The organism is Novosphingobium profundi (assembly GCF_020524485.1).
Classification (GTDB): domain Bacteria; phylum Pseudomonadota; class Alphaproteobacteria; order Sphingomonadales; family Sphingomonadaceae; genus Novosphingobium; species Novosphingobium profundi_A.
This window is the reverse complement of sequence record NZ_JAIVLF010000001.1, coordinates 166,822-189,359: the sequence shown is the minus strand read 5'-3', so window position 1 is coordinate 189,359 and position 22,538 is coordinate 166,822. Positions and strand designations below refer to the sequence as shown.

General features: G+C 67.2%; 19 protein-coding genes. 9 read left to right on the top strand and 10 right to left on the bottom strand.

What is annotated here, in order from left to right:
* Nucleotides 1–4: 4 nt before the first annotated feature.
* Nucleotides 5–1,036 (bottom strand): helix-turn-helix transcriptional regulator, encoded by a 1,032-nt coding sequence (locus tag LC060_RS00840; RefSeq protein ID WP_226631929.1) that lies wholly within the window; start codon nucleotides 1,034–1,036, stop codon nucleotides 5–7.
* 163 nt (nucleotides 1,037–1,199) lie between these two features.
* On the bottom strand, nucleotides 1,200–2,177 hold the full coding sequence (locus LC060_RS00835; RefSeq protein ID WP_226631928.1) for an enoyl-CoA hydratase/isomerase family protein: 978 nt from the start codon (nucleotides 2,175–2,177) through the stop codon (nucleotides 1,200–1,202).
* Nucleotides 2,178–2,321: 144 nt separating this feature from the next.
* Between LC060_RS00835 and LC060_RS00830 the strand changes: the two genes are divergently transcribed.
* Nucleotides 2,322–3,380, top strand: a complete 1,059-nt coding sequence (locus LC060_RS00830; protein WP_226631927.1) for a helix-turn-helix transcriptional regulator — start codon at nucleotides 2,322–2,324, stop codon at nucleotides 3,378–3,380.
* 27 nt (nucleotides 3,381–3,407) lie between these two features.
* Here the strand turns inward: LC060_RS00830 and LC060_RS00825 are convergent, their stop codons facing one another.
* The 3 genes from LC060_RS00825 to LC060_RS00815 form a co-directional block, all read right to left on the bottom strand.
* Complete coding sequence (locus tag LC060_RS00825) at nucleotides 3,408–5,483, bottom strand: hydantoinase/oxoprolinase family protein (protein WP_226631926.1); 2,076 nt, start codon at nucleotides 5,481–5,483, stop codon at nucleotides 3,408–3,410.
* A 61-nt stretch (nucleotides 5,484–5,544) separates the two neighbouring features.
* Nucleotides 5,545–7,395 carry a hydantoinase B/oxoprolinase family protein gene (locus LC060_RS00820; protein ID WP_226631925.1) on the bottom strand — a complete coding sequence of 617 codons (1,851 nt, stop codon included), beginning with the start codon at nucleotides 7,393–7,395 and terminating at the stop codon, nucleotides 5,545–5,547.
* Nucleotides 7,396–7,521: 126 nt separating this feature from the next.
* On the bottom strand, nucleotides 7,522–8,391 hold the full coding sequence (locus LC060_RS00815) for an SMP-30/gluconolactonase/LRE family protein (protein WP_226633563.1): 870 nt from the start codon (nucleotides 8,389–8,391) through the stop codon (nucleotides 7,522–7,524).
* A 282-nt stretch (nucleotides 8,392–8,673) separates the two neighbouring features.
* Between LC060_RS00815 and LC060_RS00810 the strand changes: the two genes are divergently transcribed.
* Nucleotides 8,674–9,147 carry a MarR family winged helix-turn-helix transcriptional regulator gene (locus LC060_RS00810; RefSeq protein ID WP_226631924.1) on the top strand — a complete coding sequence of 158 codons (474 nt, stop codon included), beginning with the start codon at nucleotides 8,674–8,676 and terminating at the stop codon, nucleotides 9,145–9,147.
* A gap of 10 nt (nucleotides 9,148–9,157) precedes the next feature.
* On the opposite strand, the gene LC060_RS00805 is transcribed toward LC060_RS00810, so the two are convergent.
* From LC060_RS00805 to LC060_RS00790, 4 genes are read right to left on the bottom strand one after another with little or no spacing between them, the layout of a single operon-like run.
* Nucleotides 9,158–9,928 (bottom strand): enoyl-CoA hydratase/isomerase family protein, encoded by a 771-nt coding sequence (locus LC060_RS00805; protein WP_226631923.1) that lies wholly within the window; start codon nucleotides 9,926–9,928, stop codon nucleotides 9,158–9,160.
* A gap of 2 nt (nucleotides 9,929–9,930) precedes the next feature.
* Nucleotides 9,931–11,202 carry an acetyl-CoA hydrolase/transferase family protein gene (locus LC060_RS00800; protein ID WP_226631922.1) on the bottom strand — a complete coding sequence of 424 codons (1,272 nt, stop codon included), beginning with the start codon at nucleotides 11,200–11,202 and terminating at the stop codon, nucleotides 9,931–9,933.
* Entirely contained in the window at nucleotides 11,199–12,080 is an 882-nt protein-coding gene (locus tag LC060_RS00795; RefSeq protein ID WP_226631921.1) for an HpcH/HpaI aldolase/citrate lyase family protein, read from the bottom strand. The genes LC060_RS00800 and LC060_RS00795 overlap by 4 nt, the downstream gene beginning before the upstream one ends.
* 30 nt (nucleotides 12,081–12,110) lie before the next feature.
* Complete coding sequence (locus LC060_RS00790) at nucleotides 12,111–13,277, bottom strand: acyl-CoA dehydrogenase family protein (protein ID WP_226631920.1); 1,167 nt, start codon at nucleotides 13,275–13,277, stop codon at nucleotides 12,111–12,113.
* 182 nt (nucleotides 13,278–13,459) lie between these two features.
* Between LC060_RS00790 and LC060_RS00785 the strand changes: the two genes are divergently transcribed.
* From LC060_RS00785 to LC060_RS00755, 7 genes are all read left to right on the top strand, one after another.
* Nucleotides 13,460–14,626, top strand: coding sequence for a CaiB/BaiF CoA transferase family protein (locus LC060_RS00785; RefSeq protein WP_226631919.1), 1,167 nt, complete (start codon nucleotides 13,460–13,462; stop codon nucleotides 14,624–14,626).
* Nucleotides 14,623–15,420 (top strand): enoyl-CoA hydratase/isomerase family protein, encoded by a 798-nt coding sequence (locus tag LC060_RS00780; RefSeq protein WP_226631918.1) that lies wholly within the window; start codon nucleotides 14,623–14,625, stop codon nucleotides 15,418–15,420. The genes LC060_RS00785 and LC060_RS00780 overlap by 4 nt, the downstream gene beginning before the upstream one ends.
* A 285-nt stretch (nucleotides 15,421–15,705) precedes the next feature.
* Nucleotides 15,706–16,842 (top strand): acyl-CoA dehydrogenase family protein, encoded by a 1,137-nt coding sequence (locus LC060_RS00775; protein ID WP_226631917.1) that lies wholly within the window; start codon nucleotides 15,706–15,708, stop codon nucleotides 16,840–16,842.
* A gap of 30 nt (nucleotides 16,843–16,872) precedes the next feature.
* Nucleotides 16,873–17,634: an SDR family NAD(P)-dependent oxidoreductase gene (locus LC060_RS00770; RefSeq protein WP_226631916.1), complete on the top strand. Its 762-nt coding sequence runs from the start codon at nucleotides 16,873–16,875 to the stop codon at nucleotides 17,632–17,634.
* Nucleotides 17,631–18,791: an acetyl-CoA C-acetyltransferase gene (locus tag LC060_RS00765; RefSeq protein WP_226631915.1), complete on the top strand. Its 1,161-nt coding sequence runs from the start codon at nucleotides 17,631–17,633 to the stop codon at nucleotides 18,789–18,791. The genes LC060_RS00770 and LC060_RS00765 overlap by 4 nt, the downstream gene beginning before the upstream one ends.
* Nucleotides 18,791–19,780: an NAD(P)H-dependent flavin oxidoreductase gene (locus tag LC060_RS00760; RefSeq protein WP_226631914.1), complete on the top strand. Its 990-nt coding sequence runs from the start codon at nucleotides 18,791–18,793 to the stop codon at nucleotides 19,778–19,780. Before LC060_RS00765 ends, LC060_RS00760 begins: the two co-directional genes overlap by 1 nt.
* The gene (locus LC060_RS00755) at nucleotides 19,777–20,871 is read left to right on the top strand and encodes a CaiB/BaiF CoA transferase family protein (RefSeq protein ID WP_226631913.1); all 1,095 of its coding nucleotides are present in this window, start codon (nucleotides 19,777–19,779) and stop codon (nucleotides 20,869–20,871) included. Before LC060_RS00760 ends, LC060_RS00755 begins: the two co-directional genes overlap by 4 nt.
* Nucleotides 20,872–21,031: 160 nt before the next feature.
* Here LC060_RS00755 and LC060_RS00750 read toward each other — a convergent pair whose 3' ends face one another.
* A complete protein-coding gene (locus LC060_RS00750; protein WP_226631912.1) occupies nucleotides 21,032–22,534 on the bottom strand; it encodes a CoA-acylating methylmalonate-semialdehyde dehydrogenase in 1,503 nt (500 codons plus the stop codon).
* Between the last annotated feature and the right edge of the window lie 4 nt (nucleotides 22,535–22,538).

The window sequence follows — 22,538 nt, the reverse complement described above, 5'->3', positions numbered from 1 at the left end:
GGCCTCACTGCAGCGTCGCCCCGACAGCGAGGGAGTGCGGCGGGCGGGAAGTCCCTGCGCGCGCCGAGCGCCCCGCGCCCTCACGCTCCCGGTAATCGCGCGGATTGAGGCCGAAGACCTGTTTGAACTTGCGACTGAAATGGGCAGTGCTCTTGAAGCCGACCCCGTAGGCGACCTCGCTGATCGCAACCGCGCGCGGATCGCTGCGGCCCAGCCATTCCTTTGCCATCTCCAGCCGCTTCGACCAAACCAGCTCGGAGAACGTCTGCCCGGTGCCCTGGAGCAGGAGCGAAAGATAGCGCGGGCTGAGCGCACACCCCTCACCCACCATAGCCATGCACAGGTTTGGGTCGGAGAGGTGGATCTCGATAAAACGCAGGACATCGTCCAGCCGCTGCTCACTGAGCGTGCGGCGCGCTGGGCGCGCCCTAGCCTCCTCGTCGAGGGCAAGTCCGATCAGGCGGCAGGCGGTTTCGATCAGGAGCTGCATGGCGTCTTCGCCAAGGGCATCGCCCTCCTCGAAGACCTGCGCGAGGATCGAGCCCGCACTTGCGACCGCGCGGCATTCGGCATCCAGGGCCGCGCAATCCTCCACTTCGCCGCGCAGAAATCCGCGCAGGACATGGGTCGGCACCGTCATGTGCAGGACGTCGAGCCCTTCGCCCGCCTGCGGTTCGAGCTCGATGAAGAACGGCGACATCGACCGGGTCAGCAGAAACCCACCCGGTGCGATGGTCAGACGCCCCTGCCGGTTGGAATACTTGAGGCGCCCCTTGCGCACAAACCACAGGACACTGAGATCGCTGGCATTCGTGCGGATATGGCGCTGCGTGCGGCGAAAGAACTGGCGCGTCGCTGCGCGTGTCTCGATGATCGTGCAACTGCCGCTCGCGCGCTTGCGGGCGCACACCTCGACCGGCATCGTCTCATCGATCCAGAAGTCGCCGTCATAATATTCGCTGCGGCCTGGCCCGCGAAACATGTTCTGGCAGTCGCGGTAATTGTCCGCATCGAGCGCAAAGAGCGTCTCGGGCATACCCGTTCTCCCGTCGGGACCGGATCTTGGCGCCCTGGTCCACTGCCCCGACCCTAGGCCAGGGCCGCAGCGCAGCGCCTGACCGCAGGCGCAAGGGCTTCGACAATCTGCGCAAGATCGCGCACGCAAGGCCGGCGGAGCAAGGCGCCCGGAACTGCGCCGATCATTCCTTGGCCGCGCGCCCCTTGCGGCTGAGCCGCCATTCAGGAGGATAGTTGAGGTCGTTGTTCTTGACCGTCCTGGCGATGCCCCCCGCAAAGGCATCCCCGCCCAGGTCCACGCCCGTCTCGCGGTCCGGCTTCATGGCGGGCAACATCCCCTCCAGCCAGCCGGTAAGCAGGCTTCCCAGGTACTCGCCCCGGTACTGTTTGTAGGCCTCGAAGAAGGTCTTTTGCGCCACCACCACGTCGAGCGGGCGCGAGCGCGAACAGGCATCGGCGTACTTGGCGACCTCGGCCTCGAGGTCTGCGCGCGGCACGACCGAGTTGACGAAATTACAGTCCGCCATCTCGTCGGCCGTGAAGGGACGCCCTGTAAAGACCATCTCGACGAACTTGCGGTAGCCCATCGTCTCCAGCCAGCTCCACATGCGCGGCCCCCAGCCCGCATAACGGAACGAGGGGTGCCCGAAGAGTGCATCGTCCGAGGCGATCACCATATCGGCATCCCCGCACTGGTAGAAATGCCAGCCGTAGCAGTATCCCTTGGCCTCGACGATGCTGATCTTCTTGAATTCCTGGAGCGGGCGCTGCCCTGCGGCCGCGCGCGTGTAATAGTCGGTCAGCGAGTGGAGGTGGCGGTAGGACCCCGGCGGCGGCCAGGCGACGTCCTCGTCCGGGTCGATCTCCAGGTCGGGCAGGAAGCTCTCCCCGTCCTTGGGGTTGAGGTACATGTCGCCGTGCTCATCCAGGTCGCCTCCGGTGCCCAGGTCCTCCCCCTCGCCGCGAATGACGAGGACCTTCACCTCATCATCGACATTGGCGCGGTGGACGTAGTCGGCATAGAGCATGCGCATGCCGATCGTGGTCGCGTTGCCGCGCGCCGGGCGCACCAGCGTCAGCGTCGCGATGCGGCGCTCGGTGTCCTTTTCGTAGCGCACGTAGGCGCGTGCGGCCTCGCGGTGTTCCTGGGGTGTCTTCATTTCGGCCATTAGGCTCTCTCCCGTTCGCGTGGCACCACGCTGCCAGCGCCGTATCCGGCTGCCCAGCAGCACACCAACTCATCGCCCGTGCAGTGTCATCGGTGTTGGACCCCGCGCGCCTGGCGGCGTAGAATTGCACGCTCGATGAGCGAGGATGCGATCTTCTACGGCCTCGAAGGCCCGCTCGATGCGGTACCCGGCAAAGGCCAGATGCGTGCGGCGAACCTGCGCGGCTTTTCCGATTTCGCGCGGGGGCGCGGGCGCGATGCCCGCGCCATCCTCGAGCGTACCGGGATCGACATGCGCGCGCTGGGCGATCCCGACAGCCACGTCGGCGCGCAGGCGCTGGTCGACACCTTCGAATACTGCAGCTCCCTGTTCGAGGATCCGCTGTTCGGGCTGCACTTCGCGCAAGGTCAGGACGCCGAGGTGTTCGGCTGCATCACCGCGCTCGCCCGTGCCGCAGCGGACCTGCGCACCGCCATCGACGCGCTTGTCAGCTACCTGCCCATCATCCACTCGCCTGAAGCCGCTCCCGAACTGGTAGAGGGCGAGCGCAGCGCGGAACTGCGCTGGGGCGTCGTCCATGACCTTGGCATCAACGACCAGGCCAACCTGCAGGCCGTGGTGCTGCAGATGAAGCTGCTGCGCCAGCTGGGGGGGGCGGACTTCACGCCGCGCTATGTCCAGCTCGCCATCGATCCGCGCCCCTGCGACGTCGCGGAGATCGAGCGCGTGGTCGGCTGCCGCCTGCACGTGCGCGCGCCGGTCAACGCCATCGGCTTCCAGCGCGCCCATCTCGACCTGCCGCTCGCCAGCAGCAACCGGCTCCTCTACCGCCTGCTCGGCGGCTACCTTGACCGCGTCCGCTCTGCGAACCGGATCACCTTCACCCAGCGCGTGCGCGACTACATCCGCGGCGACCTGCCCAAGGGGCACTGCACGATCGAGCGCGCCGCTGAGCGCTTCGCGGTCTCGGTCCGCACGCTCCAGGGCCGCCTTGCCGAGGAGCAGACCTCGTTCAGCGCGATGGTCGAGGACGTGCGGCGCACGCTTGCCGAGAGCTACCTGCGCCGCCCCGATGCCAGCCTCGACGAGATTGCCGAGTGGCTGGGCTATGGCGAGCAGACCAGCTTTGGCCGGGCCTTCAAGCGCTGGACTGGAACCACGCCGCAAAAGTACCGGCAGGATCTCAAGGGCTGACTGCAACATGGCACCACACGCCTCCAATCAGCACCGCACCAGCATATAGTCGCCCGCCGCATCGACTTCGGCCCGCCAGCCGGTGGGAACGACAATGGTGGTGAACGTCTCGGCGATGACCGCGGGCCCTGCCACGAAGTTACCCGGCTCGAGCGTGGAACCCGCCACGATCGGCGTCTCGGCATAGCCCTCGCCCAGCTGGACCGGGCGCGTGCTCGCGATTTTCGCCACGCGCGGGGACGGTGCTACACCTTCCCGGACCGGCGGGCTTGGCGTGGTCGCCCGGCTGACCAGTCGTACGCCTGTCACCTCGGGCAGTTCATGCTCGCGGATATGGCCGTATTCCTCGGTATGGCGGGCGTTAAAGAGCGCCAGCGCACTCTGCCCCAGGTCCCTGTCCAGCCACGCGAAATCGCTGAGCGCCCCCTGTGCGACATCGAAAGTCAGCGCGAAGTTCTGGCCCGGATACCGCATGTTAAGCTGCCAGGAAGCGGTGACCTCGTTCTCGGCGAAACCGGCGGCCTGAAGGCTGTCCCGCGCACGTGCCGCCAGCTCCTCCCAGAGCGCGCGCAGCCGTTCCAGCGGAAGGTCCTCGACCGGCGCGATGAGCGAGCGTTCCTCATCGACTGTGGGATCGGCAACCAGCGTGCCGAGCGCGGAGAAGGTCGGGCTCGCGCGCGGGATAAGAACGCGGGCAATGCCCAGTTCCCCCGCCTGGATCGCAGCGAAGGCCGGGCCGTTGCCGCCATAGGCCAGCATGGTGAGCCCGGCCGGATCGACGCCCTTGCTCGCCGTCGTGCGGCGGATCCCATTGACCATGTTCGCATTGACGAGACGGAAGGCGTCGTAGGCGGTCTCCTGCGCGCTCTTGCCGAGGTCACGGCCGAGCGCCGCGAAAGCCTCCTCGACGCCGGCCCGCTGCAGCGCAAAGTCGCCGCCCGCAAAACCCTCCTCGTCCGAGAGGATGCCGAGCAGAAGAAGTGCGTCGGTGACGGTCGGGCGCGTGCCACCCCGACCATAGCAGATCGGCCCCGGCACCGAGCCCGCGCTCTCCGGGCCCACGCGCAGGACACCGCCCGCAACCGAGACGATCGAGCCGCCCCCTGCCCCCAGCGTCTCCACCTTCACCATCGGCACGCCGACCAGGTAACGGTGATGCATGTTCCAGCCCGCCTCGGCAGGCGCGGCGCCGTCCTGGACAAGGCTCATGTCGTAGGAGGTCCCGCCCATGTCCACGCACAGAAGGTCCCGGTAACCTTTGGCCGCGCCGACGTGGGCCGAACCGATGACCCCGCCCGCCGGACCCGAGGCGAGCACGCGCACCGGCGCGCCCTCAATATAGTCGACACTCATCACCCCCCCGGACGCCTGCATCACCATCAGGCGGTTGGCGTAGCCCGCCTCCTCCAGACGCGCGACCAGCCGTTCGAGATAGTCCGCGACGCGCGGTGCAACGAAGGCGTTGACCACGGTCGTGCTGGTCCGGTCGTATTCGGGCGCACGCGGCAGGACGCGGTGGCTCATCGAAATGCGCGCGCCGGGCATTTCCTCGGCCACGATCTCGGCCGTGCGGCGCTCATGCTCGGGATTGAGGAAGCTGAACAGCATGGCGATGGCGACCGAATCGACGCCCTGCTTGCGCAGCCGCGCGCATTCCTCGCGCACGCCGTCTTCGTCGAGCGCGAGGTGCACCGAGCCGTCCGCCATGATCCGTTCGCGCACCGCACGGCGGCGGCGGCGCGGCACGATCTGGGGCGGGGGGCGTAGCGTCGGGTCCCAGATATCCTCCTTGAAGCCGCGCCGATATTCCATCTCGTCGCGAAAACCCTCGGTGCACAGGAGCCCCGTGGTCGCCCCGTCCATCTCGATCAGCGCGTTGTCGGCCACGGTGGTGCCGTGAACGATCATGTCGCAGGCGCCGAGAAAGGCGCGAAGGTCCATCTCTTCCATCTGCGCGAGGCGTTCAAGCCCCTGCATCACGCCCAAAGAGCGGTCCTCGGGCGTCGTCAGGTTCTTGTAGAGGCGCACCTCCTCCTGCGCGCTGCCCAGAAGCGCGAAGTCGGTAAAGGTCCCGCCGATATCGATGCCGACCCTGTAGGCCATCCGATCCCCCGTCTTTCGTGTTCTGTCTGGCGTGTTCTGTCTGGTCTCTGCCCGTCGCCGGCTATTCGGCCACGACAAGGTCCGTGTCGGCCTCGGCCATCTCGGCGCGCAGGCGCCGCGTGGCCTCGGCATCGACGGCAAGGTCGTAGTCTGCGAGGGCCCCCGTGAGGATGACGCCATAGCGCGTGCGCGCGGCCTCCAGGCTGACGAGTTCGTCGAGCACGTCCTCCTTCACCGCTTCGGGATCGCGCGCGGTGGGCGGGCCGAAGCCGCCGCCCCCACCGTGCTGGTAAGCCATGACCGCGCCCGCCGGGAGCATCGCCTGCTCGGCCAGCGCGATGCGCCGCTCGTTGGGCGAGCCGACCTCGAAGCGATTGACGTAAGGCGAGCCGGGATCGCCGCCACCCATGCCGCTGATCGGATGCTCATGGCTCACCATCCAGGCCGTCGCCATCATCGGTTGCAGGACCTGCTTGACGTTGCAGCTGCCCGGCATCCCCCGCCACTGACCGGCCCCACCCGTGTCGGTAGTCAGTTCACGCGTAATGTTGAGCACGGGAAAACGGCTTTCGGCATCCTCGGCCTGGCCGAGCAGAAGGTTGCCCAGACTGGAGGGGCAGGCCCCCCAGCCGTCGAGCCCGGCGACCGCGGAAACATCCATCGAGCGGCAATCGACGCCCTGGTCCATGTACATCTGCCCCGCCGCATCAAAGCCGATCACGGCATTGGGCATGCCGATCTTGTAGACCTGCGGCTGCGCGCGGGTGGGCACGATGCCCGAAAGCGCCACGCAGACCGCCTCGGTGATCTCGCAGGCAGGGTGGAAACTGCCGAGCGCCGCAGGCTTGTTGGGCGGCGGATTGGCAATGCAGCCTTCGGGAATGACGATCTCGACCGCCTGGAAGAGCCCCTCGTTCTTGACGATGGCCGGATCGATCATGGCCGCGAGCTGGACCATCACGTAGCCGCGCGAATTGGCAAAGGTGTTCCACACGCCCGTGAGGTTCGCGCGATCATCGGTGCCGGTGAGATCTACCGTCAGCTCCTCGCCCGCAACGGTGACCTCCACGTGGACCTTCACGTCCTTCGTCCCGGCGGTATCGTGGTCGATGTAGACGGTGGCGGGATAAGTGCCGTCGGGCCATTGCGCGATTTCGCGGCGAAACTGGCGCTCGGTCTCATCGATGGCGTGGTTGATCGCCGCGCGCACATGGTCGGCGCCATGGCACGCGATCAGGGTCTCGATGCGCCGCGCGCCCTTCTCGACCGCGCTGATCATGGCGGCCAGGTCACCTGCAAAGGTTGCAAAGCGGTTGTTGCGCACGATCATGTCGATGACATCGACGCGCTTCTCCCCGCGGTGGACGAGCTTGACGCAGGGGATCGCCAGCCCCTCGGTGAAGATGTCGGTGGCCTCCAGCGTGAAGCCCCCCGGGTCCTTGCCTCCGGTATCCCCCTGGTGCGCCTGGAGGGCGATGCAGGTGACGAGTTCGCCCGTATCGTCATAGACCGGGGCATAGACATTGTAGTCGGGCAAGTGCCCGCCCCCGGCATCGGGATCGTTGCCGAGGAACACGTCGCCCGCTCCCCAGTCGTACTTCGCCTGCTGCAAAAGCCCGTAGCGCACGGTCAGCTGCGAGACGAAGGTGAGGTGCGGCGTCCCGATCGAGCCCATCGCGAGGCGCCCGTGGGCATCGACAATGGCCGCGTTGCGCTCGTTCGACTGGTTGATGATCGGCGAGGAGGCTGCCCGGCCCAGGTGCGTCGCCACCTCGAAGCAGATCGTCTCGAAAGCCCCGCGGATGATGTCTGCGCTGACCGGGTCGATGGTGACGCTCGTGGGCAGCGCCGCGGGCTTCTCGGCCAGCTGGCGGCGCAAGGCGAAGGCCGGGGCAATAGCGGGCGCGGTCATGGCTGGGAGCTCCTCTCCGGCGCCGGTTCGCGCCCTGTCTTTCCCTCGCAAGCTAAGGCGCGCACGCGCTGCGCTTCTCGACAGGAGGCGCAAGGCGCTGTGCCGATGGCGCAGGTTCGCCCCGGATCAGTGGTGGTCGTCTTCGCTGATCAGGCCGATGTCGGCGTGGCCGGTACGCACCGCGCAGGACGCTGGCCCCGGTAGGGCAAGATCAAGCGCGTAGAGCGCGGCGCCCTGTGCGGTGCGGGCGCAGATGTAGAGGATATCCGCCCCGCGTCCGCCAAACCCGAGGCCCGTGATCTCCTCTCCGGGCACGTCGACCTGCGCGCGCAGCGTTCCATCCGCGGCGTAATGGTGCAGGTGCCCGCTGCCTGCAAAGCTCAGCCACACGCCGCCTTCGCTGTCGCGCGCAAGCGCGGCGGGACGCATATTGTCCGCCGCCAGATCGAGGAACGGCGCCTCTTCCCAGAGGCTCCCGGCCCGGCTGACACGGTAACGGCGCACGCGGTGGGCCCCGCCATCGGCCAGCAGCAGCTCGTGCGCCTCGGGATCGAGCGCCATTCCACCCGCCTTCGGCATATCGAAGACCATGCGCACCAGCCGTTCGTCATGGTAGCGCACGAGCCCGGCCTGCCCGGCCGATTTACCTGCAGCCTCCCCCGCAGCCTCCATCGTGAACCACACGCGCCCGCGCGCATCGACGTGGACGTGGCCTGTCTGCTGCGCGCCGGGTTCGAGAAGGAACTCGCGCGACGCCCTCCCCTCACGGTCCAGCAGCAGCAGTTCCCGCGCGGTCCCGACAAGGAGGCTTCCCTCCTGCGTGGGCACTGCGAAACCGGGATGCCCCGGTACCGTGATCTCGCCGCTCTCACCGGTGTCCGGCGCGAAGTAGCGCAGCGTCCCGTGCGCCCTGTCAGCCAGCACGAGCATGCCCGCCCCGCCCAGCCAGACGGGCGCCTGAAGATGGGCCCCGGGGACTTCCCAGCAGCAGCGCATGGTGTTCACGAGGCCCTCCCTTGGTTGCGGCATCGGCCCATCCCTCTCCCCGCCCCCGGCCGGGGTCAAGCGCAGGTCCCGGGCATCGCCTTCGCGGTGAAATCGGGTCAGAAGAGATCACGTAAACAGGGAAAACAGATTCAAGGGGCCATCGCCCCTTGGACCCCGGAAACGGCGATCTCAGCTTTCTCGGCCACGGCGGCGCACGAACGGGTGACTCGGCATTGCGGATCGGGCGGGTTTGCGGGACAACCGCCGGCACCGATGCGCAAGGAGAGGGAATTGAACGGTACACCGCTCAAGGATTTCGAGGACCCGCGCCGTACGGCGTCGGTGCGGATTACCGTGCTCGCCCGCCTGCTACGCGCCCGCTTCGACGAGATGGTGGCGGACCTGGGCGTCACCCGTTCGCAATGGGGGGCGCTCGTCGTGGTCGCGCAGGAGGAAGGCATTGCCCAAAGGGGGATCGCGCAAAAGCTGGAGATTTCCGATGCCTCTGCAGGTCGGATCGTCGACCGGCTGGTGGCCGAAAATCTGGTTGAACGCCGCCGTCAGGAACAGGACGGCCGGGTCCAGGCGATCCACATGACCGAGGCGGGCCGGGGCATCACCCGCGAGCTGGACCGGATCGCTGCGCACGCCGAAGAGGCCGCCTGGCGCGGCTTCAACGCGGACGAAATGGCCACGATGAACGCGCTGCTTGGCCGCCTCCACGCCAATCTCGCGCCGCCCGTGGAAGCCGCAACGGACGGCTGACTCCCCGCCTTCAGTCGAACGAAGTCCAGACGGGCGCGCGCTTCTCAGCAAAGGCACGCGGGCCTTCCTGCGCATCCTCGCAGCGGTAAGTCCATTCCGAGGCGTGGCGCGCGGCTTCCAGCGCGGCGCTGCGGCCCATCTGCGTGGCCAGCATCACCGTCTCGCGTCCCGCGCGGACCGATTGCGGCGCGCCCTGCAGCACTTCGCGCGCGAGTTCGAGCGCGACCTCCAGCGTCTCTCCAGGCTCGGCGAGGCGGTTGACGAGGCCGATCTCGTAGGCCCGCTGCGCGTCGATCGGCTTTCCGGTCAGAATGATCTCCATCATGATGCGCTGGGGGATCATGTGGATGAGCGGCGCGGCCCAGGGCGAGCTGCGCCCGACCTTGACCTCGGTGATCGCAAAGCGCGCGGCCCGGCTCGCCACACACAGATCACAGCCCTGTGCGATCATCCAGCCGCCCGCAAAGGCCACGCCGTTGACCGCAGCGATGGTCGGCTTGCTGAGCTGCACCGTGTCGTAGGGCACCGGAAACATGTCGCGCGGGGGCACCTGGAGCCCGGTCTCGACCATCTCCTTGAGGTCGCCGCCCGCGCAAAAAGCCTTCTCGCCCGCGCCGGTGAGGATCGCGATGCGGTGTTCCGGCGCCGCCTCGAAGGCGTCCCAGGCCGCGTAGAGCCCGGCCCGCACCTCGGCCGAAAGCGCGTTGCGCTGCTCGGGACGATTGATGGTGATGAGGGCAATCCCCGGCTCGGGGCTGGTCAGGGTGACCGCATCGGACATCGTCAGAAACCTCTCTGGCACGTGGCGAGGGCCTCGCGTTCGAGGCCCTCGCGAAAATCGGGGTGGGCGATGGCGCACAGGCGCCGCGCCCGTTCGGCGAGCGGCTGGCCTTTCAGCTCCGCAGCACCGAACTCGGTAACGATCACGTCGACCTCGCTGCGCGCGGTGGTGACCGGGCCGGAGAGGTTCGCCGTGATCCGGCTGATCGTGCCGCCGCGCGCCGTGGCCGGCAAGACCATCAGCGCGTGGCCGCCCGGCGAACGTGCGCCCGCACGCACGAAATCGACCTGGCCGCCGGTTCCGCCCAGATAGCTTTGCCCGCTCTGCTCGGCGTTGACCTGTCCGGTGAGGTCCACTTCCAATGCGGAATTGATCGAGACGAGCCCCTCGATCTGCGCCAGCACCGCATCGGCGTGGGTATAAGTGCCCGGACACATGCGCAGCGCCGGGTTGCGGTGCGCCCAGCGGTAGAGCCGCTCGGTCCCGATCAGCGCGCCATTGACCGAGACGCCCCGGTCAATCGCCTTGCGCGCATTGGTGACGACGCCCGCCTCGATCAGGTCGACGAGACCATCGCCCAGCATGCCCGAATGGACGCCCAGGTCGCGGCGATCGGTCAGCTGGCGCAGGATCGCATCGGGGATCGCGCCCACGCCGGTCTGGATCACGGCGCCGTCGCGGATGTACTGTGCGGCGTGACCGGCGATGGCGCGGTCGGTCTCGGTGATCGCGGCGGGCGCGACCTCAACCGGCGCGCGCGCGACCGACACGGCGACGTCGATCTCGGCCGCGGGGATCGCCTCGCCCGCGGTGAAGGGAACCTGCGCGTTGACTTCGGCGAGGACCACCCGGGCCCTGTCGGCCGCGGCGCGCACATGATCGGCGATGAGCCCGCAGCTGTGGAGTCCGTGGTCATCCGGCGTGCTCAGCTGCAGCATGGCGACATCGCAGCCGATCACCCCCGAGGCGATCAGCGCGCCCACCTGCCCGACGTGAACGGGGATGACCGAGAGGCGGTTCGCCTTGCTCATCGCGCGCAACGCCCCGATGGCACCCATGCTGGAAAGCGCGATGCCCTGGCTGCGTTCAGGCCGGAAGAGGCCGGAAAAGCTGGTCGCGATGAAGACCTTCAGATCGCCGATGGCGCTGGCCTGCTCCAGCAGCGCCTCGACCAGCGTGGTCGGCTCACCGCAAGCCTGGCCGATGACGATGCTGTCCCCGCGCCGCAGGTAGCGCGCAAGGTCGAGATCGTCGGGCGAGACGGTGACGCTCATGCGCGGCCTGCCAAGCGCAGCACGGTTTCCGCGCGGGCGAGATAGGGCCGGTCGAGCATACCGCCCTTGTAGCCGATGGCCCCAACCCCGGGGTTCGCCGCAAAGATCGCCACGATCTCCTGTGCCTCGGCGATTTCCTGCTCGCTCGGTGTGAAGGCCGCGTTGATGATGTCGACCTGCGCCGGGTGGATCGCGAGCATCCCGCGATAGCCCTCGGCACGGACCTTCTCAGCGCGCACGCGCAGCCCGTCGAGATCGCGGAAATCTCCGTGGATGGTCTCAATGGGGAGGACGCCCGCGCTCGCCGCGCCGATCAGGCACAGGCTGCGCGCCAGCTTGTAGGTGAAGGCATAATCGCCATCTGTATCACGGTTGGTGCTGGCGCCGAGCGCATCGGCGAGGTCCTCTGCCCCCCAGGTCATGCCCACCAGGCGCGGCGCGCCTGCATAGTCGCCGGTCGTGAACATCGCCTCGGCCGCCTCGGTGACGAGCGCGATGACCTTCGTCGTGCCCTGTTCGATCCCGTTCGCGGCCTCGAGCGCGGTCAGGTAATGGTCGAGCAGTTCGACATCACAGCGCCCGCGCGCCTTGGGCAGCATGATCCCACCGGGACGCCCCGGCATGACCGCGGCCAGATCCTCGACCGCGAAGGGCCCGTCGACCGGGTTGACGCGCACCCAGAGGCGGGCGTGGTCATCCTCGCGCCCTTGCAGGAACTCGCGCACCAGAGTGCGGGCGGCGGGCTTCTGCTCCACCGTCACGGCATCTTCCAGATCGAACAGCGCGATGTCGGCGGCGCTGTCCGCACACTTCTCCATCTTGCGCGCCGTATCGCCCGGCGCGAACAGCCAGGAGCGCATGGGCAAGGTCTCAGGCATGGTCTCTCTCCGCCTCTTTTGCGATACAGCTTAGTAGGAACGCGGTTGTTCCAGAACCTTTTCGGCGAGAAAGTTGAGGATCATGTGCGGGCTGACCGGCGCGGTGCGCGGGATCAGCACTTCGCGCAGGTAACGCTCGACATGGTATTCCTGCGCATAACCCATGCCGCCCAGCGTCAGCATCGCGGTGTGGCAGGCCTCGAAGGCAAATTCACCGGCAAGGTACTTGGCCGTGTTGGCTTCCACCCCGCACTCCGCGCCAGCATCGAACAGGCTCGCTGCTTTCATCGTCATCAGGTTCGCCGCCTCAAGCTGGGCCCAGCACTTGGCCAGCGGATGCTGGATCGCCTGATTCTGGCCAATCGGGCGGTCGAACACGACGCGTTCGCGCGCATAGTCGCTGGCGCGGCGGATCGCGGCGCGGCCCAGTCCGATAGCCTCGGCCGCGAGCAGCGCGCGTTCGGGATTGAGGCCGTGCAGAATGATGCGAAAGCCTTCACCCTCTGCACCGATGAGGTCCTCGTCGGGAATGAACAGGTCCTCGATGAAGAGCATGTTCGAATCGACGGCATGGCGCCCCATCTTGTGGATCAGGCGCACGTCGATCTTGGAGCGGTCGAGGTCGGTGTAGAACAGCGAGAGGCCGCCGGTCTTGCTGGTCACTTCCTCCAGCGGAGTGGTGCGCGCAAGCAGCAGGATCTTGTTCGCAACCTGCGCGGTGGAGATCCAGATTTTCTCGCCCGAGACGCGGTAGCCCCCGTCCACCTTCTGCGCGCGGGTCGTAATACGCGTGGTGTTGAGCCCGGCGTTGGGCTCGGTGACACCGAAGCAGGCCTTGTCCTCACCCGAGATGATGCGCGGGATGTGGCGCGCGCACTGCTCCTTCGTGCCGAACAGGATCATCGGCTGAAGCCCGAAGATGTTGATGTGGATCGAGGAGGCGCCGGTCATGCCCGCCCCCGATTCCGCGATGGCCTGCATCATGATCGAGGCCTCGGTGATGCCAAGCCCCGCGCCGCCATATTCCTCGGGCATGGCGATGCCGAGCCACCCCTCGTCGGCCATAGTGCGGTAGAAGTGCTCGGGGAAAGTGCCCTCGCGGTCGCGCTCCAGCCAGTAGTCGTCATCATAGGCGGCGCAGCGTTTCAGGATCGTGTCCCGGATTTCCTGCTGGTCCGCCGAGAACGTGAAATCCATTGCCCGTGCCTCGTCCCGTTCCATCGCGCGCCTTCGCGCCGAAATGCGCAATCGGGCTAGCAAACAAGCCGAACGTCGCAAATTGGCGCCCACGCATATTCGCTCGGGCGATCCAAATCGGCGCGAGAGGACAGCGCCGTGCGCGACGGTTAGCCTCCCTCGCAGAACGGGAGGAAGCACACGTGTCCGAACACGGCAGGCAAGGCCCCCTGGCCGGCATCAAGGTCATCGACCTCACCGCCATGGTCATGGGCCCCTACGCAACGCAGATCATGGCCGACATGGGCGCCGAGGTGATCAAGATCGAGCCCCCTTCGGGCGATGGTACGCGCTTCATCTCGGTCGGCCCGGAACCGGACATGGGGGGCGTCTTTGCCCACGTGAACCGGGGCAAGCAGGGCCGGGTGATGGACCTTGCGCAGGATGATGCCCGAGCCGAGCTGCTCGAGATGATCGCCGGGGCGGACGTCTTCATCCACTCGATGCGGGGGCGGGCCATTGCCCGCCTCGGGCTCGACTACGCCGCGGTTTCCAGGGTCAATCCGGGCATCGTCTATACCAACTGCTATGGCTACGGGCGCAAGGGGCGCTACCGCGACCAGGCCGCCTACGACGACACCATCCAGGCCGAGTGCGGGCTGACCGCGGTGCAGGAATTGCTGAACGGCGAACCGGGCTTCGTCGGCTCGATCATGGCCGACAAGATCGCCGGGATGACTGCGCTCTACGCCACCGTCATGGCCCTCTTCCACCGCGAACGCACCGGCGAGGGGCAGGAGGTCGAGGTTCCCATGTTCGAGACGATGAGCGCCTTCATGCTGGTCGAGCACGCCAACGGCGCGCTGTTCGATCCCCCGCTTGGCCCCGCGCATTATCCCCGTGCAGTCGCGCGCAACCGCCGCCCCTACCGCACCCGCGACGGCCACGTGGCCGCGCTCATTTACAACGACAAGCACTGGCGCCTGTTCACGCAGGCCGTGCAGCCCGAATGGGTGACAGACGACATGGCGACGCTGGCCCAACGCGCGGCCCAGATCGACACGATCTACGGGCTGCTCGCCGAAACCTTCCTCACCCGCACCACGCAGGAGTGGCTCGACCTGCTGCTGGAGCTGGGCATTCCCGCCGCCCCGCTGCGCACGACCGATGACCTCCTCCACGACCCCCACCTTGTCGAGAGCGGCTTCTTCCAGACCGTCCCCTCGCGCTGGGGGGACATTCGCTATCCGGGCATTCCGGTCGACTTCTCACGCACGCCCGGACGCATCGCCGGGCCACCTCCAGCGCTGGGCGAAGCGGACGAGGAGCCCTGCGACGCGATGACCCGTGAGGCACAAGTCCGGTCATGAGCCCGCTTCCCTCCTTCGAAACGCTGATCCTGGAGCGGCGCGAACGCCTGCTCGTGCTCACGCTCAACCGACCCGAGGCGCTCAATGCAGTGGACCTGACGCTTCACGACGAACTGCCTGAGGCGCTTGCCTTCATCGCGTCTGATCCGGGCAGCGACGTCGTGCTTCTGACAGGGGCGGGCCGCGCCTTTTCGGCGGGCGGCGACATCGACCACATGGAGCGCAACGCGCGCGACCCCCACCTTTTCGACCACGAAGCCCGGCAGGCCAAACGGATCGTCGAGGCCCTGCTGACCCTTGAAAAGCCGGTGGTGGTGCGCATGAACGGCCACGCGGTGGGCCTTGGCGCAACGATTGCGCTCATGGGCGACATCATCGTCGCGGCAGACGGCGCGAAGATCGGCGACCCCCACGTCGGCATCGGCCTTGTCGCGGGCGATGGCGGCGCGCTGATCTGGGCCGCGCGCATCGGCCTCACCCGCGCCAAGGAATTCCTGCTGACAGGCGAGCTGGTCCCCGCCGCCGAAGCGCAGCGCATCGGCCTCATCAACCGCTGCGTGCCCGCAGACGAACTCGATGCCGTGGTCGAGGACTATTGCCGCAAGCTCACCTGTGGCGCGCCGCAGGCGCTGCGCTGGACCAAGGTGCTGACCAATCTCGAACTGCGCCGCGCTGGCACCGCCCTGCTCGATGCCGGGATCGCCTACGAAGCGCTCAGCGTGCGCACGGCCGACCACCGCGAAGGGCTGGCCGCGCTAAGGGAACGGCGAGCGCCCCGGTTCAAGGGGGAGTAAAAGGTCACGCAGAGAAAGAGATGATTCCGAGGGCCATTGCCCTCGGGCTCCCGAAACCGTCCAGCTCACGATTGGCAAGCAATCTTGCGCACAATACGCGAGGTCGATCGTTTTGGGGTCAAGGGGTAATAACCCCTTGAATCCGGTCCCCCTTCTTCGTGTCCTCAACCTCCGCAAAGCCCCGCCACCGCGATATCGGTTGCCCCGGCGTCCGGCTTCCTTGCCGCGCGCTTTCGCGCTGATACGCTCACGTCCGAAAACCACAGATCACGATCGGGATGGGCCATGATCTTCACCGAAACCCAGGAGGCCATCCGCGAGGCCGTGCGCGCCTTCGCGCAGGAGCAGATACGGCCCAGGAGCGCCGCGTTCGAGGCCGAGGGTGGCTATCCGCCCGCGCTGTTCGAGGAGCTGGCGGACCTTGGCCTGATGGGCATGACCGCGCCCGAAAGCGTCGGCGGCGCAGAGGCCGATTTCGTCTCCTACGCGCTGGCCCTGATCGAGATCGCCGCGGCCGACGGGGCGCTTTCAACCATCGTCTCGATCCAGAACAGCCTCATTGTCTCCAGCCTCATCAAGGACGGCAGTGGCGAACAGCAGGCGCGCTTCCTGCCCGATCTCATCGCGGGCCGCATGATCGGCGCCTTTGCCCTGACTGAAACCGACGCAGGATCCGATGCCTCGGCAATCCGCACCCGCGCGCGCAAGGTGGAAGGCGGCTACGTTCTTGCCGGTGCCAAGCAGTTCATCACATCCGGGAAGATCGCCGGGCTGATGATCGTCTATGCCGTCACCGATCCCGACGCCGGCAAACGCGGTATAACGGGCTTTCTCGTACCCACCGACAGCGAAGGTTACAGCGTCGACAAGGTCGAGCACAAGCTGGGCCAGGGCGCATCGGACACCTGCGCGATCCGCTTCGACAACCTCTTCGTGCCCGAGGATCTGCGCCTCGGCACAGAAGGGGCGGGCTATGGCCTGGCCCTCTCGAACCTGGAGGTCGGGCGCATCGGCATCGCCGCGCAGTGCATCGGCATGGCGCAGGCCGCGCTCGAGATCGCGGTCGATTACGCACGCGAACGCACCAGCTTTGGCAAGCCCATCCTCGAACACCAGGCCGTGGGTTTCCGTCTTGCCGATCTCGCCGCGAAACTGGAAGCCGCGCGCCATCTGGTACTCCATGCAGCCAGCTTGAAGGACGCAGGGCTCCCCTGTCTCAAGGAGGCCTCGATGGCCAAGCTCGTCGCCTCCGAAACCGCCGAGAAGGTGGTGTCGGGCGCGATTCAGACGCTGGGTGGCTATGGCTATCTGGAGGAGTTCGGCGTCGCCAAGATCTACCGCGATGTGCGGGTCTGCCAGATTTACGAAGGCACGTCCGACATCCAGCGCATGGTCATCGCGCGCGCGCTTCAGGCCGCGTGACGCAGACAATATCAGGGAAGGATACAAGGGATGAAGGTGGAAGGGCTGGCGGCCGTCGTGACAGGCGGCGCATCGGGTCTGGGCGGCGCCACGGCGGCGCGCCTTGCCGGGCTGGGCGCGAAAGTGACCCTGTTCGACCTCAACGAGGAAATGGGCACGGCCCATGCCGAGAGGATCGGCGGGCGCTTCGCGCAAGTCGACGTGACCGACGAGGCCGGTGTCGCACAGGCTCTGGAAGAGGCCGAAGCCGTCAACGGCAAGGCCCGCATCCTCGTCAACTGCGCCGGGATCGGTCCACCGCGCAAGGTGCTTGACCGCGATGGGAGCCCCATCCCACTCGGCGATTTCGCAAAGATCGTGAACATCAATCTGATCGGCAGCTTCAACGTGCTGTCGAAGTTCGCCAGCCGCCTCCACGATGCCGAAGAGATCGAGGGCGAGCGCGGCGTTGCCATCAGCACGGCGAGCGTCGCGGCTTTCGAGGGGCAGATCGGGCAGGCCGCCTACTCCGCCTCGAAGGGCGGGGTCGTGGGCATGACCCTGCCCATCGCGCGCGAACTGGCGCGCTACGGCATTCGCGTGATGACCATTGCGCCAGGTCTCTTCCTGACCCCACTGATGGAGAGCTTTCCCAAGGAAGTGCAGGATTCGCTGGGCGCCCAGGTGCCCTTCCCCAGTCGCCTGGGCTATCCCGACGAATACGCCCAGCTTGTCGAATCCATCGTCACCAACCCGATGCTGAACGGCGAGACGATCCGCCTCGACGGCGCGATCCGGATGTCGCCCAAGTGAGCGCGGCCTACATCGTCGAGGCGGTGCGGACTGCCGGCGGCCGTCGCAAGGGCGCGCTCGCCGACGTGCACCCCGCCGACCTTGGCGCGACCGTGCTCGACGCCCTCGTCACCCGCGCCGGAATCGATCCCTCCGCCATCGAGGACGTGCTCATGGGCTGTGTCACGCAAGGGGGCGAGCAGGCCTTCGCCTTCGGGCGCAACTGCGTGCTCGCCTCGGGCCTTCCCGACAGCGTGCCCTCCGTCACGATAGACCGGCAGTGCGGCTCCTCGCAGCAGGCGCTGCAGTTCGCAGCGCAAGCCGTCATGTCGGGCACGCAGGACCTCGTCATTGCGGCCGGGACCGAGAGCATGACGCGCGTGCCGATGTTCTCGAACATGTCGGTCTACGAGAAGATGGGCATCGGCTCCGGACCCTTCGCGCCCTCGATCCAGGAGCGCTACGGCGTCCCCGCCTTCAGCCAGTTCACCGGCGCGCAGATGGTCGCCGACCGCCACGACCTCACCCGCGAGGCGATGGACCGCTTCGCGCTCGACAGCCACCGCAAGGCCGCCGCCGCCATCGAAAGCGGCGCGTTCGATGCCGAGATCGTTCCGGTAGCGACCGCCAGCGGCGCCTTCGCGCAGGACGAAGGCGTGCGCTTCGACGCCACGCTGGAGGGCATCGGCGCACTCGATCCGCTCACCGAAGGGGGCACCATCACGGCGGGCAACGCCAGCCAGATGACCGACGGCGCCTCGGGCGTTCTGGTCGCCAGCGAAGCCGCGCTCAAAACCCATGGCCTGACCCCGCTCGCGCGCATCCACGCCTTTGGCGTCAGTGCAGGCGATCCCGTGGTCATGCTCGAGGAACCGCTGCCGGGCACGCGCAAGCTCCTGGCCAGGACCGGCCTCTCGCTCGCGGACATGGACCTTTACGAAGTCAACGAAGCCTTCGCCTCGATCCCGATGGCCTGGGCCAAGGCGCTGGAGGCGGACCCGGCCAAACTCAACGTCAACGGCGGCGCCATCGCGCTGGGCCATCCGCTCGGCGCGAGCGGCACCAAGCTGATGACGACCCTCATCCACGCCCTCAAGGCACGCGGGGGCCGCTATGGTCTCCAGACCATGTGCGAAGGCGGCGGCATGGCCAACGTGATGATCGTGGAGGCGATGTAATGGCTCTCAAGACACGGATTACGCAGCTTCTGGGAATCGAACACCCCATCGTCCAGGGCGGCATGATGTGGGTAGGTCGCGCCGAGCTGGCGAGCGCGGTCTCGAACGCGGGCGGCCTTGGTATCCTGACCGCACTCACCCAGCCCACGCCCGATGACCTGCGGCGCGAGATCGACCGTTGCCGGTCGATGACCGACAAGCCCTTCGGCGTGAACCTCACTATCCTGCCCTCGGTCAACCCGCCGCCTTACGCCGAATACAGGAAGGCCATCATCGAGAGCGGGGTGCGCATCGTCGAGACTGCGGGCAGTGGCCCGCGCGAGCACGTCGAGGATTTCAAGAGCCACGGCATCACCGTGCTGCACAAGTGCACCGCGGTGCGTCACGCGCTCTCGGCCGAGCGGATGGGCGTTGACGTCATCTCGATCGACGGCTTCGAATGCGCAGGGCACCCCGGCGAAGACGACATTCCCGGCCTCGTCCTGATCCCGGCCGCCGCCGACCAGGTGAAGATTCCCATGCTGGCGAGCGGCGGCATCGGCGATGGACGCGGCCTTGCCGCCGCGCTCGCGCTGGGCGCCGAAGGCGTCAACATGGGCACGCGCTTCTGCGCCACCAAGGAGGCGCCGATCCACGACAACATCAAGCGCTTCCTCGTCGATAACGACGAGCGCGCGACCAACCTCATCTTTCGCCAGTTCCGCAACACCGGACGCGTCGCAAAGAACAGCATCTCCGACGAGGTGGTGACAATCGCGCAAGCCCCCGGCGCGCAGTTTCAGGACGTCCAGCCGCTCGTCTCGGGGGCGCGAGGACGCACCGCACTCGAAACCGGCGATACCGAGGCCGGACTGGTCTGGGCCGGACAGGTGCAGGGCCTGATCCGCGACATCCCCAGCTGCGCGGTGCTTCTCGCCCGGATGGTGTCCGAGGCCGAAAGCATCATCGCCACGCGTCTGGGAGCAATGCTGGCCGAGCCGGTCGCGTGAACGCGCCTCCAACGCAGGCGGCGCAAGGCCCGCTCAAGGGCCTGCGCGTCGTCGAGTTCCTGGGTATCGGCCCCGGACCACAAGCGGCAATGATGCTCGCCGACCTCGGGGCCGAGGTCCTCCGGATCACCCGCAAGGGGGGCAACGGCTGGCCCAACCCGGTCAATGACCGGGGCCGCGCCGAAATCGAGATCGACATTCGCAGCAAGGCCGGACGCCTGCAGTGCCTCGAGGCGCTCGATCGCGCGGATGTCCTCATCGAAGGCTTCCGTCCCGGCGTCATGGAGCGCCTGGGCCTTGGGCCCGACGACATCGCGCCGCGCAATCCCCGCCTCGTCTACGCACGCATGACAGGCTGGGGGCAGGAGGGCCCGCTCGCCCGCACCGCCGGGCACGACATCAACTACATCGCGCTCTCGGGCGCGCTTGCGGCCATGGGGCGTCCCGGAGAGACCGCCGCGATCCCGCTCAATCTCGTCGGCGATTTCGGGGGTGGTTCGATGCTGCTGATCACAGGGATCCTGGCCGCACTCTTCGAACGCGCCACGTCCGGGAGGGGCCAGGTCGTCGATGCCGCGATCCTCGACGGGGTGACGACGATGATGTCCTTTTTCGACGGGCTGACCGCGACGGGCCAGCTTTCGCTCGACCGCACGGACAACCTCCTGGGAGGCGCCGCCCCCTACTACCGCACCTACTTGTGCCGCGACGGGCGCGAGATGAGCGTGGGCGCGCTGGAGCCCCCCTTCTTCGCCGAACTGATAGACCGGCTCGACTTGCCTGAGCTGGCCGACGGACAAGCGCCGGAACGCTGGGCCGCGCTCGAAGCCGCCCTCACCGCGCGCTTTGCCGAGCACGACCAAGCCCACTGGAGTGGTGTATTCGAGGGAAGCGATGCCTGCGTGGCCCCGGTACTGACCCTAAACGAAGCCAAGACGCACCCGCACTTTTGTGCTCGGGAAACCTATGTCGAATGCAATGGCCTGCCTCAGGCAGCGCCCTCGCCGCGCTTCTCACGCACGCCCGGCGCCGCACGATGCGATGCCGGGGAAGATGGCGCGGCGATGATTGCCCGCTGGCGGGAATCGTAAAGAAAGAAAATCCTATTCAAGGGGTTATTACCCCTTGACCCCATAACCGTCTTGCTCACCCCTCTCGGCTACGGGTGCGCGAGAGCCTTGAGGTCGACATTATGGGGAGCCCGAGGGCGATGGCCCTCGGGCATTTTCTTTCTTCTTCAATTGCTCCCCATCACAGCGTCGGGATCAGGAAAGCGTTGGAGCCATCGCCGCCGCCGTCGGGCCAGCGCTGGGTGACGGTCTTCACCTTGGTCCAGAAGCGCATGCCTTCCATGCCGTACTGGTTGGTGTCGCCAAAGGCGCTGCGTTTCCAGCCGCCGAAGCTGTGGTAGCTGACCGGCACCGGAATCGGCACGTTTACGCCGACCATGCCGACATTGACGCGGGCGGCGAACTCGCGCGCGGCGTGACCGTTGCGCGTGAAGATGGCAACGCCGTTGCCGTACTGGTGCTTGCTGGGCAGGGCGACGGCTTCCTCGAAGTCGGCCGCGCGCACGATCTGGAGGACCGGACCGAAGATTTCCTCGTGGTAGCTTTTCATGCCCGTCGTCACCCGGTCGAGCAGCGTGGGGCCGAGGAAGAAGCCCTTTTCGTGTCCCTGAAGGGTGAAGTCGCGCCCGTCGATGACCAGTTCGGAGCCTTCGTCCACGGCCGTCCCGATCCACTGGACGATACGCGCCTTGTGCTCGGGCGTGACGACCGGGCCATAGTGCGCATCGGGATCGTGCGAGACGCCTACGCGCAGCGCATTGATTGCGGGGATCAGCTTTTCGCGCAGGCGTTCGGCGGTATCCTCGCCCACCGGCACCACCACGGGAAGCGCCATGCAGCGTTCACCCGCCGAACCGAAGGCCGCGCCGCACAGATCGTTCACCACCTGATCGAGATCGGCGTCGGGCATGACGATGCCATGGTTCTTGGCACCGCCCATTGCCTGGACGCGCTTGCCCGCCGCGACGCCGCGCGAATAGACGTACTGGGCGATGTCGGACGAGCCCACGAAACTGACCGCCGCGATGCCGGGGTGGTCGAGAATGGCGTCAACCATCTCCTTGTCGCCGTGAACGACCTGGAGCAGGCCCTCGGGCGCGCCGGCCTCCACGAAGAGTTCAGCGAGGCGCACCGGCACGCTGGGATCGCGTTCACTGGGTTTCAGGATGAAGGCGTTGCCGCACGCGATCGCCATCCCGAACATCCACATCGGGATCATCGCGGGAAAGTTGAACGGGGTAATGCCTGCGCCCACGCCCAGCGGCTGGCGCATCGAGTAGACATCGATCCCGCTGCCCGCGCCCACGGTATATTCGCCCTTCTGGGCGTGGGGAATACCGCAGGCGAACTCGATCACCTCAAGCCCGCGCTGGATATCGCCCTTGGCATCGTCGACGACCTTGCCGTGCTCGCTTGCCAGGAGTTCGGCGAGCGACTGCATGTTCTCTTCCAGGAGCTGCTTGAAGCGGAACATGACACGGGCACGGCGCTGCGGGTTGGTGGCCGCCCATTCGATCTGCACCCGGCTTGCGGTTTCCACCGCACGGTCGAGCAGGGCCGCGTCGCCCAGCGGGACCTCGGCCTGCACTTCCCCGGTGGAGGGATTCCAGACCTGGTGAAGACGGGCACTCCCGGAGCCCGCGCCCGAACTTTCGCCGCAGATGAAGTGATCGATGGTGCGCATATCC

Bases quoted from the DNA above. Each gene is read 5' to 3' on its own strand.
- LC060_RS00840 (WP_226631929.1), bottom strand. From the start codon at position 1,036: ATGCCCGAGACGCTCTTTGCGCTCGATGCGGACAATTACCGCGACTGC.
- LC060_RS00835 (WP_226631928.1), bottom strand. From the start codon at position 2,177: ATGAAGACACCCCAGGAACACCGCGAGGCCGCACGCGCCTACGTGCGC.
- LC060_RS00830 (WP_226631927.1), top strand. From the start codon at position 2,322: ATGAGCGAGGATGCGATCTTCTACGGCCTCGAAGGCCCGCTCGATGCG.
- LC060_RS00825 (WP_226631926.1), bottom strand. From the start codon at position 5,483: ATGGCCTACAGGGTCGGCATCGATATCGGCGGGACCTTTACCGACTTC.
- LC060_RS00820 (WP_226631925.1), bottom strand. From the start codon at position 7,395: ATGACCGCGCCCGCTATTGCCCCGGCCTTCGCCTTGCGCCGCCAGCTG.
- LC060_RS00815 (WP_226633563.1), bottom strand. From the start codon at position 8,391: ATGCGCTGCTGCTGGGAAGTCCCCGGGGCCCATCTTCAGGCGCCCGTC.
- LC060_RS00805 (WP_226631923.1), bottom strand. From the start codon at position 9,928: ATGTCCGATGCGGTCACCCTGACCAGCCCCGAGCCGGGGATTGCCCTC.
- LC060_RS00800 (WP_226631922.1), bottom strand. From the start codon at position 11,202: ATGAGCGTCACCGTCTCGCCCGACGATCTCGACCTTGCGCGCTACCTG.
- LC060_RS00795 (WP_226631921.1), bottom strand. From the start codon at position 12,080: ATGCCTGAGACCTTGCCCATGCGCTCCTGGCTGTTCGCGCCGGGCGAT.
- LC060_RS00790 (WP_226631920.1), bottom strand. From the start codon at position 13,277: ATGGATTTCACGTTCTCGGCGGACCAGCAGGAAATCCGGGACACGATC.
- LC060_RS00780 (WP_226631918.1), top strand. From the start codon at position 14,623: ATGAGCCCGCTTCCCTCCTTCGAAACGCTGATCCTGGAGCGGCGCGAA.
- LC060_RS00775 (WP_226631917.1), top strand. From the start codon at position 15,706: ATGATCTTCACCGAAACCCAGGAGGCCATCCGCGAGGCCGTGCGCGCC.
- LC060_RS00770 (WP_226631916.1), top strand. From the start codon at position 16,873: ATGAAGGTGGAAGGGCTGGCGGCCGTCGTGACAGGCGGCGCATCGGGT.
- LC060_RS00760 (WP_226631914.1), top strand. From the start codon at position 18,791: ATGGCTCTCAAGACACGGATTACGCAGCTTCTGGGAATCGAACACCCC.
- LC060_RS00750 (WP_226631912.1), bottom strand. From the start codon at position 22,534: ATGCGCACCATCGATCACTTCATCTGCGGCGAAAGTTCGGGCGCGGGC.